General features: G+C 61.7%; 11 protein-coding genes. 3 read left to right on the top strand and 8 right to left on the bottom strand.

Annotated elements, in window-relative coordinates:
• Positions 1-35 precede the first annotated feature (35 nt).
• From ACK1U9_RS09350 to choX, 5 genes are all read right to left on the bottom strand, one after another.
• Positions 36-293 carry a hypothetical protein gene (locus tag ACK1U9_RS09350; protein ID WP_046614493.1) on the bottom strand — a complete coding sequence of 86 codons (258 nt, stop codon included), beginning with the start codon at positions 291-293 and terminating at the stop codon, positions 36-38.
• A 420-nt stretch (positions 294-713) separates the two neighbouring features.
• Positions 714-1,190 carry a thioesterase family protein gene (locus ACK1U9_RS09345; protein WP_085600004.1) on the bottom strand — a complete coding sequence of 159 codons (477 nt, stop codon included), beginning with the start codon at positions 1,188-1,190 and terminating at the stop codon, positions 714-716.
• Positions 1,191-1,200: 10 nt separating this feature from the next.
• Entirely contained in the window at positions 1,201-2,166 is a 966-nt protein-coding gene (locus ACK1U9_RS09340; protein ID WP_108481151.1) for an L-carnitine dehydrogenase, read from the bottom strand.
• 18 nt (positions 2,167-2,184) lie between these two features.
• Positions 2,185-3,069, bottom strand: a complete 885-nt coding sequence (locus ACK1U9_RS09335; protein ID WP_108481150.1) for a BKACE family enzyme — start codon at positions 3,067-3,069, stop codon at positions 2,185-2,187.
• Between the two features lie 121 nt (positions 3,070-3,190).
• Positions 3,191-4,135, bottom strand: a complete 945-nt coding sequence (choX, locus tag ACK1U9_RS09330) for a choline ABC transporter substrate-binding protein (protein ID WP_085600008.1) — start codon at positions 4,133-4,135, stop codon at positions 3,191-3,193.
• 147 nt (positions 4,136-4,282) lie between these two features.
• Here choX and ACK1U9_RS09325 point away from each other — a divergent pair, with 147 nt between their 5' ends.
• A complete protein-coding gene (locus tag ACK1U9_RS09325; RefSeq protein ID WP_085600010.1) occupies positions 4,283-5,245 on the top strand; it encodes a GlxA family transcriptional regulator in 963 nt (320 codons plus the stop codon).
• On the opposite strand, the gene ACK1U9_RS09320 is transcribed toward ACK1U9_RS09325, so the two are convergent.
• The 3 genes from ACK1U9_RS09320 to ACK1U9_RS09310 all read right to left on the bottom strand — a co-directional run bounded on the left by ACK1U9_RS09320 (position 5,236) and on the right by ACK1U9_RS09310 (position 7,086).
• Complete coding sequence (locus tag ACK1U9_RS09320) at positions 5,236-5,787, bottom strand: hypothetical protein (RefSeq protein ID WP_085600012.1); 552 nt, start codon at positions 5,785-5,787, stop codon at positions 5,236-5,238. The two genes, ACK1U9_RS09325 and ACK1U9_RS09320, sit on opposite strands and share 10 nt — an antisense overlap.
• A gap of 65 nt (positions 5,788-5,852) precedes the next feature.
• Entirely contained in the window at positions 5,853-6,569 is a 717-nt protein-coding gene (locus ACK1U9_RS09315) for a hypothetical protein (RefSeq protein ID WP_085600014.1), read from the bottom strand.
• 115 nt (positions 6,570-6,684) lie between these two features.
• The gene (locus tag ACK1U9_RS09310; RefSeq protein ID WP_085600016.1) at positions 6,685-7,086 is read right to left on the bottom strand and encodes a lysozyme inhibitor LprI family protein; all 402 of its coding nucleotides are present in this window, start codon (positions 7,084-7,086) and stop codon (positions 6,685-6,687) included.
• 287 nt (positions 7,087-7,373) lie between these two features.
• On the opposite strand from ACK1U9_RS09310, the gene ACK1U9_RS09305 reads away from it, so the two are divergent.
• Complete coding sequence (locus tag ACK1U9_RS09305; RefSeq protein ID WP_023382781.1) at positions 7,374-8,351, top strand: dipeptidase; 978 nt, start codon at positions 7,374-7,376, stop codon at positions 8,349-8,351.
• Positions 8,352-8,428: 77 nt separating this feature from the next.
• Complete coding sequence (locus tag ACK1U9_RS09300; protein WP_046614486.1) at positions 8,429-8,959, top strand: DUF5943 domain-containing protein; 531 nt, start codon at positions 8,429-8,431, stop codon at positions 8,957-8,959.
• Positions 8,960-8,965 lie beyond the last annotated feature (6 nt).

Genomic DNA, 8,965 nt, shown 5'->3' with positions numbered 1-8,965 from the left:
TTTACCCGCGAAGAGGCCAGTACAGGAAAAATCAGTCAGGCGCGCTTGTTGAACTGCGCCAACGCCGGCAACAGCTGTTTGTCGATGGCCTGGCGCACCGCCGGCAGGATCGTCGCACTACCGGTATACATCTGCTCCACCATCCCCTTCAGCGCCCGTGCATTGGGCTCGGTCAGCCCACGCACTACCGCTTCGCACGCCTGCTCGGCAGTAGCGCCGGCCGGAATCTCGAACCCGCGCGCCCGCAGGTGGCCTGCCAGATCGTCCTGGTCAATCAAATCCGCATGCATCATGGCTGTTGTCCCTTTTATCGCTAAGAGAGTGCTGCTGTGATTTACGACCGATTCTGTGACGCTGGCGACATGCCCGCAACAACAGAATGGCGCCATGGCTGCTTTGGCTAAGAACAGGTCGTTCCCGGCTAATTCCACCTGCCGGGAAGTGCGCAAACTCAAGCCATCTACCGCAACGGAGGGTTTGGTCACCCTCGTTCGTGCACAGTGGATGTTGCTCGCTCTTGGCCCCGGATGCTCACGGCTTTCCGGGGTTATTTTTTGCCCGAAGCAACCCCGCCGCCGCTGTTGGCACACTGTCTTACTCAATGCTTGAAGGCTTGCATGCCCTCTGTGGGCGCGGTTTCACCCGCGAATGCGTCGGTAGCTTCATCATCGCATTCGCGGGTGAACCCGCTCCCACAGGGTACGCAGTTTTGTTCAGGGCCGGGTGTTCAAACCCATCATACGTCCGAGGAACTCGGCCGGTGGCAGATCCTGTTGTTCATCCACCAACCCCTGCAGCAATCCGGCACTACGCTCACTGAACGGTGCCGACTTCGGCCCCGCCAGGTCTACATGCAGCAGCATCTGCTCGCTGGCCGCCAGTGCCTCGTCGAGCCCCGCCCGGTGCAGGCTGTGGTAGACATGCAGGCGCTTGCGATCGAAGCCGATGATCTGCGTCTGCACCCACACCTCGGTACCCAGCTTCACTTCGTGCAGGTAGTTTATGTGCGCTTCCAGGGTGAACAGCGAGTTACCGCTCTGGCCGCGGCTGTCGGCATCCAGGCCGATGCGCTCCATCAGCGCGTCGGTGGCGTAGCTGAAGATCAGCAGGTAGTAGGCATCACGCAGGTGCCCGTTGTAGTCGACCCAGTCTTCCTGGACCGGGGTACGGTAGGTGATCAGTGCGGGCATCGCGATCTCCTCAGTCGCCGAAAGCCATACCGTGCTTGGCCTTGCTGGTCTTCACCGCTTCCAGCACTGCCAACAGGGTGTCATCACGATAGCGCTCCAGCGCGGCGATGCTGTGGTCGCCCAGTTGTTCGGAGGTCCCTTCGACCACATCGTCGATCAGGTTGTCGGTCAGCTCTGGTGCCGGCAGATAAGTCCACGGCAGTTGCAGCGCCGGGCCGAACTGGGCCATGAAGTGACGCATGCCTGCGTCACCACCGGCCAGGGTGTAGGTGAGGAACGTGCCCATGAACGACCAGCGCAGGCCGGCGCCGAAGCGGATGGCATCGTCGATTTCGCCGGTGCTGGCCACGCCGTCGTTGACCAGGTGCAGGGCTTCGCGCCACAGGGCTTCGAGCAGGCGGTCGGCGATGAACCCGGGCACTTCCTTGCGTACGTGCAGCGGGCGCATACCCAGGGCGGTGTAGATGGTTTTGGCAGCTTCGATGGCCTCGGGGGCGGTGCGGTTGCCACCGACGATTTCCACCAGCGGCAGCAGGTACACCGGGTTGAACGGGTGGCCGACCACGCAGCGCTCGGGGTGGGTGGCAGATTCGTAGAACTCGCTGGGCAGCAGGCCCGAGGTGCTGGAACCGATGATTGCATCGGGTTTTGCGGCAGCGCTGACCTTTGCGTGCAGGTCGAGCTTCAGGTCCAGGCGTTCAGGGGCGCTTTCCTGGATGAAATCGGCATCGCGAACGCATTCCTCGATAGTGACGACGAACTTCAGGCGTTGTTGTGAAGCGCCTGGTGCCAGGCCTTGCTTTTCCAATGCCGGCCAGGCGTTGGCGATGCGCTTGCGCAAGGCCTGCTCGGCGCCTGGCGCCGGGTCCCAGGCGACCACGTCCAGGCCGTGGGCCAGGGCACGCGCAACCCAGCCGCTGCCGATCACGCCACTACCCAGGGCGGCGAAGGTCTTGATCTCGGTGATGAAGGTCATGTTGGGCTCCTGAAAGTGTCAGCGGCGTTTGAGGTTCATCTTTTCCCGGCCTTCTGCCGGGGTCAGCACGCGGGCGCCAAGGCGCGAAATGATCTCCACCGCGCGCTCGACCAACTGGCCGTTGCTGGCCAACACGCCACGGTCCAGATACAGGTTGTCCTCCAGGCCCACCCGCACGTTGCCGCCCAGCAGCACGGCCTGTGCGGCCATCGGCATCTGCATGCGGCCGATTCCGAACCCGGCCCAGGTGACGTTGGCCGGCAAGTTGTCGACCATCGCCTTCATGGTGGTGGTATCAGCCGGCGCGCCCCACGGGATGCCCAGGCACAGCTGGAACAGCGGGTCGTCGAGCAGGCCTTCCTTCATCATTTGCTTGGCGAACCACAGGTGGCCGGTGTCGAAGATTTCCAGCTCGGCTTTTACCCCCAGCTCGGTTATGCGCTTGGCGCCGGCGCGCAGTTGCGCCGGGGTGGAGACGTAGATCGAGTTGCCGTCGCCGAAGTTGAGGGTGCCGCAGTCGAGGGTGCAGATCTCCGGCAGCAACGCTTCGACATGCGCCAGGCGCTCCAGGGGGCCGATCAGGTCGGTGCCCGGGCCGAATTCCAGTGGTGTTTCACCTGGGCCGATTTCCAGGTCGCCACCCATGCCCGCGGTAAGGTTGACGATGATGTCCACGTCGGCTTCGCGGATGCGTTCCATGACTTCGCGATACAGCGCCACATCACGGCTGAAACGGCCGGTTTGCGGGTCGCGCACGTGGCAGTGGACCACGGTGGCGCCGGCTTTGGCGGCCTCTACGGCAGACTCGGCGATCTGCTTGGGGTTCACTGGAACAAGGTGGCTTTTCGAGGCGGTGTCGCCGGCGCCGGTGAGGGCGCAGGTGATGATGACGTCGTGGTTCATGACGGGGTTCCTTGTGGTGTCTGGTGGCCTTTTCGCGGGTAAACCCGCTCCCACAGGGAACGATGTTGCCCCTGGCATGTGCATGACTTGTGGGAGCGGGTTTACCCGCGAATGGGCCGGATCAGTTGGCAGTGAGGTTTAGGTTGTCGGCAGCCGGCTTGCCATCGAAGGTGGTCACACCCTCGAGCCAGCGGGCCTTGTCCTCGGGGTGGTCCTTGAGCCACTGGCGGGCCGATTCCAGTGCATCCTTGTGGTCGAGCAGCGGCTGCATCATGCGGCTCTCGTCCTCGGCGCTGAAGTTCAGGTTCGCCAGCAGGCGGTGGGCATTGGGGCAGCGTTCGGCGTAGTCTGGCGCAGTCACCGTCCACACTGTCGCGCGGCCTTCGTCAGGGCCCAGGGCGTCCTGGCTGTCGCCCAGGTAGACCATGTCGATATTCACGTTCATCGGGTGCGGTGCCCAGCCAAAGAACACCACGGCCTCGTTGCGCCGCACTGCACGGTCGACGGCGGCGAGCATGCCGGCCTCGCTGGATTCGACCAGCTGGAACTTGCCCAGGCCGAACTGGTTCTTGGCTATCATCGCCTTGATCTGGGTGTTGGCGCCGGAACCCGGTTCGATGCCGTAGATTTTCCCGCCCAGTTCCTTTTCGAACTTGTGGATGTCGGCGAAGGTCTTCAGGCCCTTGTCGGCCAGGTACTTGGGTACTGCCAGGGTGGCGCGGGCGTCTTCCAGGCTGGGCTTGTCGAGCACCTTGACCTGCTTGGCGTCGACGAACGGGGTGATGGTCTGGGTCATGATCGGGTTCCAGTAACCCAGGAACATGTCCAGGCGTTTGTCGCGGATGCCGGCGAAGATGATCTGCTGCGAGGCGCTGGTCTGCTTGGTCTGGTAGCCAAGGCCATCGAGCAGCACCTGGGCCATGGCGCTGGTGGCGATGACATCGGTCCAGTTGACCACGCCCAGACGGACGTTCTTGCAGGCCGCAGGCTCGGCGGCGAATAGTGGGGAAGTGGCGATGCTGCTCAGGGTAAGGGTCAACAGGCTGCGGCGGATCAAGCTGTGCATGGTGGCTCTCCATCGGCAGTGCATATTGTTATTGGGGTTCGACCTCTCTGGGTCGTATGAAGAAGCTACGCTGCTGTCAGGGTGGAAAATCGCACCCTGGCGACCAACATTTGCACGGAGGCGACCACCTTTGCCGTGGAGCATGCAATGCCGCAAATCATTCACTTCCTGTTGTTGCCCGGGTTCTCGGCCATGGGTTTCATCAGTGCCCTGGAACCACTGCGGGTGGCCAACCGCTTCAAGGGCTCGTTGTATCGCTGGCAGGTGTTGAGCCTGGACGGAGGCGCAGTGCAGGCCAGCAATGGCATGTCGGTGAACGCCGATGCAGCGCTGGCGGCGGGCGGACCTGGCGGCATCCTGCTGATCGTCGCCGGCTTCGAGCCATTGGCCTGTTACGGGCCGGCGCTGCAGCAGGCGCTACGCCGCCTGGACCATGAGGGGGTTGTTCTGGGGGGCATCGATACCGGCGCGGTGGTGCTGGCCGAGGCCGGTCTGCTCGACGGCCATCGCGCCACCGTGCACTGGGAGGCGCTGGAGGCGTTCAAGGAGAACTATCCGAGCCTGCAGGCGACCCAGGAGCTGTTCGAAATCGATCGCCGGCGCATCACCTGCGCGGGTGGCACTGCCTCGATCGACCTGATGCTCGACCTGATTGCGCAATCCCACGGCAGCGAGCTGGCGGTGCAGGTATCGGAGCAGTTCGTGTTGGGCCGCATTCGGCCGCGGCAGGATCATCAGCGGATGCAGATTGCCTCTCGCTATGGCATCAGCAACCGCAAGCTGGTGCAGGTGATCGGCGAGATGGAAAAGCATACTGAGCCACCGTTGAGCACATTGGAGCTGGCCGCCCGTGCCATGATCACCAGGCGTCAACTGGAGCGCTTGTTTCGTCTGCACCTGAATGACACGCCCAGTGGGTTCTATCTTGACCTGCGTCTGGACAAGGCGCGTCAGCTGCTTTGCCAGACGCAGATGAGCATCACGCAGGTAAGTGTGGCATGCGGTTTCGAGTTGCCGTCGTACTTTACCCGCCGGTACAAAAGGCGCTTTGGACGCTGTCCTCGTGAAGAGCGTCAGGCGCTGAAGCCACAGCTGCCGGATCAGAACTGATCGAGGTCGGAATACGCCTGGAGGCGGTTTTCGATCTGTACTCGCCGCGCCTCGAAAGCCCGAGTGTCGAGTTTGGCGCCCATATGGTCCAGTAGCAGGGCCACGCGCGTCCGCGGAGCATCCGGGTCGGTCGCACAGCACAAGTGAAAGATGATCGCCAGGGGGCTGCCGTTGTCATCCAGGTCAAAGTCGATGCGCAGGTGCGAGCTGGCCGAGGTGCTGCGCAGCAGGGCGAGGTCTGGCTGTTTCAAGCCATTGAGTATGTCCTTGGCAACCCGCTCGAACTTGAGGTTGCGCCTCTGGGGCGCTGGAATCCAGCCGTTGAAGACGTCCTGAAACACGGCATCCGTGGGTACGCAGTTGATGCTTTTCGTCGTCCGTTCGAACAATTCGATACCGATGTCTTCCAGGCCCTGTAGAAAATGGTTGAACCAGCGCTGGCCGTCCTGTTGACGATCGTGAGCCTGGTTGGCCCCCAGTTGCGCCAGGCGCAGGCAGGCGTGAAGGTCCTCCCATGGTTGGGTGGCAGGTTTGGTGGGCATGCTTCTGGCCCTCGTCGCAAAGTAGGAAGGGGAGCCTGGCGCCGCTGGGCGGCGCCAGGTTCAGGTCAGATGTCCAGCGCCAGGATGTCGAACGCCTGGCTGGCCAGCTTCATCCTGACGGCATCGCGCATGGCGTCGAAGTGACGAACACTGAACGAGCCCTGCTGCGAGGCCCGGTAAACCCGGGTGTTCGACTTGTCGATGATGCGGCCAGCCGACCCTGCGGCTTTCTCGGCCTTGTCATAGCTCAGCTGAACGCTGGTCATGTGCATGATCGGCAGCCCTTGCGGTGTCATCTCGCAGGCCGAAATCTGAATGGTGCTGGATTTCCCCGAAACGCTCACGCTGCTTTCTTCAAGCAGTTGCTGCGCCTTCGGCGTTTGTACGATCGCTTCGAAGGAGCGTTGTACACAGCGGCTCAGGCGGTGGCTGGCGCCGATCTGGACGGTGACAATCTGGGGCACCAGGGTGGCCAGCGTGTGGGTGTCCTTGTCGATTGCTTCCTCGACATGGGCGGCGCCGGTCAGCGTCCAGCCGAATTTGCCCAGACCGTCGTTGTAGAAGTTGTACCACTCGCGCTGCTGGGTTTCCTTGTCGAACTTCTTGTTCGCCGACAGGTTCATCAGGCGCATGCCATCGAGCACATCTTCGGCAACACTGGCCGGTACATCCGGGGCAAAGATGCAGACGGTGTTGGCTACCATGACGGCGCGTTCTTCGCCTTCTTTCTTCAGGGCGGCAATGGCGCTGTTCATGTCGGTCTTGCTGATAGTAGAGGTCATGTCTTGGTTTCCGATCTAGTTCATCATCGGCACCTCGGGTGAGGCGCCGGGGACGCACTTTGGTTCGGATCGTCAAGACAGATAAGCCGACAGCCTTTCCTGCCCAGGAACTTCCTTACTGCTGGCCGATGGACTGCAGGTATTCCGAGCGGTCATCGCTGCGCTGTGCCACGCAGGTGTTCCACGCCGCTTCGAACGCTTTGCTGCCCGGCTTCTCGGCGTAGGTTTCTACCTTGCAGTCGGCATCGCGCAGCTGCGTCCACAGTTTCTCGGCGGCATCCATGCGCCCGGCCAGGGCATCGGCCTTGTCGCTTTCGTCGGCGTACTGGTCGCGAATGCGCTGGATAAGGTCGTCATACGCCGACTTCAGTTCACGCTCGGCCGTCTGCTTGTTGAATGCCGCGCAAGCATATGTCTGCTGGTCGGTCTCGACGTTGTCGCACGGGGTGCTTTCTTCTTCGCCGGCGTGGGCGCCCGATACGATAGCCAGCAATACCAGCCATGCCATTGATTTCATCCGTTTTCTCCTCAACAAGGCTGACGAATCGGCTGGATTCTCGCTCAGCTGTCGGCAAGACGATAGCTCCCTGAAGAAATGTTCATGAAACGGCCGGAAATGTCGTTATCGAGACTGTCTCTCATCGCCAGACGGCGCGCCAGAGGGCGCGATGTCGCGCATTGACGCTTTCGGCAAACCCCCTGTCGTTTTTGCATCGGGGCGCTGTTGGGCACAGGCATATGCTGGCCCCAAAGCGCCGGCAATAAGGTTTGGCGCAAACCCATTCAATAAAAGGGGACAGCCTGATGAGCCCAGCCGAACTTCACGCCGACAGCATCGTCATTGACGGCCTGATCATTGCCAAATGGAACCGCGAGCTGTTCGAGGACATGCGCAAAGGCGGGTTGACTGCGGCCAACTGCACGGTGTCGGTCTGGGAAGGTTTCAAGGCTACCGTCGACAACATCGCCGCCAGCCAGAAGCTGATCCGCGAAAACAGCGACCTGGTGATGCCGGTGCGCACCACTGCCGACATCCGCAAGGCCAAGGAGCTGGGCAAGACCGGTATCCTTTTCGGCTTCCAGAACGCCCATGCCTTCGAAGACCAGATCGCCTATGTCGACGTCTTCAAGCAGCTGGGCGTGGGCATCGTGCAGATGTGCTACAACACTCAGAACCTGGTCGGCACCGGCTGCTACGAGCGTGACGGCGGCCTGTCGGGCTTCGGCCGCGAGATCGTTGCCGAAATGAACCGCGTCGGCATCATGTGCGACCTGTCCCACGTCGGCTCCAAGACCTCCGAAGAAGTCATTCTCGAGTCGAAAAAGCCGGTCTGCTACTCGCACTGCCTGCCTTCGGGCCTGAAAGAGCACCCGCGCAACAAGTCGGACGAAGAGCTGAAGTTCATCGCCGACCATGGCGGTTTCGTCGGTGTGACCATGTTCGCGCCGTTCCTGGCCAAGGGCATCGACTCCACCATCGACGACTACGCCGAAGCCATCGAATACACCATGAACATCGTTGGTGAAGACGCCATCGGTATCGGTACCGACTTCACCCAGGGCCACGGCCAGGACTTCTTCGAGTACCTGACCCACGACAAGGGTTACGCCCGTCGCCTGACCAACTTCGGCAAGATCATCAACCCGCTGGGCATCCGCACTGTGGGCGAATTCCCCAACCTCACCGAAACCTTGCTCAAGCGCGGCCACTCCGAGCGCGTGGTGCGCAAGATCATGGGTGAGAACTGGGTCAACGTCCTCAAGGACGTGTGGGGCGAGTAAGCCGCTCTCCAAGCCTGAAAGCCCCTGCCAGCAACGCCGGGGCATCCCAATAAAAAATTTTATGGAGTTGAGTTTCCATGGCCAAGATCGCCCCGCAATTGCCAATCGAAGTAGACAGCGAGACCGGTGTCTGGACCAGCGACGCCTTGCCGATGCTGTATGTGCCGCGCCATTTCTTCGTCAACAACCACATGGGCATCGAAGAAGTCCTGGGCGCCGACAAGTATGCCGAGATCCTCTACAAGGCCGGCTACAAGTCCGCGTGGCACTGGTGTGAAAAAGAAGCTGAGTGCCATGGCCTGGAAGGCGTGGCGGTGTTCGAGCACTACATGAAGCGCCTGAGCCAGCGTGGCTGGGGCCTGTTCGAGATCCAGGACATCGACCTCGACAAGGGAACCTGCAGCGTCAAGCTCAAGCACTCCGCGTTCGTGTACGTCTATGGCAAGTGCGGCCGCAAGGTCGACTACATGTTCACCGGCTGGTTCGCCGGCGCCATGGACCAGATTCTCGCTGCCCGCGGCAGCTCGATCCGCACTGTGGCCGAACAGGTCTATGGCGGGTCGGAAGAAGGTCACGAAGATGGCCTGTTCGTCGTCAAGCCGTTGTAAGCCGGA

This window comes from Pseudomonas sp. XP1, from assembly GCF_053557675.1.
This window is presented reverse-complemented; position numbering and strand designations above follow the sequence as displayed.

Bases quoted from the DNA above. Each gene is read 5' to 3' on its own strand.
- ACK1U9_RS09350 (WP_046614493.1), bottom strand. From the start codon at position 293: ATGATGCATGCGGATTTGATTGACCAGGACGATCTGGCAGGCCACCTG.
- ACK1U9_RS09345 (WP_085600004.1), bottom strand. From the start codon at position 1,190: ATGCCCGCACTGATCACCTACCGTACCCCGGTCCAGGAAGACTGGGTC.
- ACK1U9_RS09340 (WP_108481151.1), bottom strand. From the start codon at position 2,166: ATGACCTTCATCACCGAGATCAAGACCTTCGCCGCCCTGGGTAGTGGC.
- ACK1U9_RS09335 (WP_108481150.1), bottom strand. From the start codon at position 3,069: ATGAACCACGACGTCATCATCACCTGCGCCCTCACCGGCGCCGGCGAC.
- choX (WP_085600008.1), bottom strand. From the start codon at position 4,135: ATGCACAGCTTGATCCGCCGCAGCCTGTTGACCCTTACCCTGAGCAGC.
- ACK1U9_RS09325 (WP_085600010.1), top strand. From the start codon at position 4,283: ATGCCGCAAATCATTCACTTCCTGTTGTTGCCCGGGTTCTCGGCCATG.
- ACK1U9_RS09320 (WP_085600012.1), bottom strand. From the start codon at position 5,787: ATGCCCACCAAACCTGCCACCCAACCATGGGAGGACCTTCACGCCTGC.
- ACK1U9_RS09315 (WP_085600014.1), bottom strand. From the start codon at position 6,569: ATGACCTCTACTATCAGCAAGACCGACATGAACAGCGCCATTGCCGCC.
- ACK1U9_RS09310 (WP_085600016.1), bottom strand. From the start codon at position 7,086: ATGAAATCAATGGCATGGCTGGTATTGCTGGCTATCGTATCGGGCGCC.
- ACK1U9_RS09305 (WP_023382781.1), top strand. From the start codon at position 7,374: ATGAGCCCAGCCGAACTTCACGCCGACAGCATCGTCATTGACGGCCTG.
- ACK1U9_RS09300 (WP_046614486.1), top strand. From the start codon at position 8,429: ATGGCCAAGATCGCCCCGCAATTGCCAATCGAAGTAGACAGCGAGACC.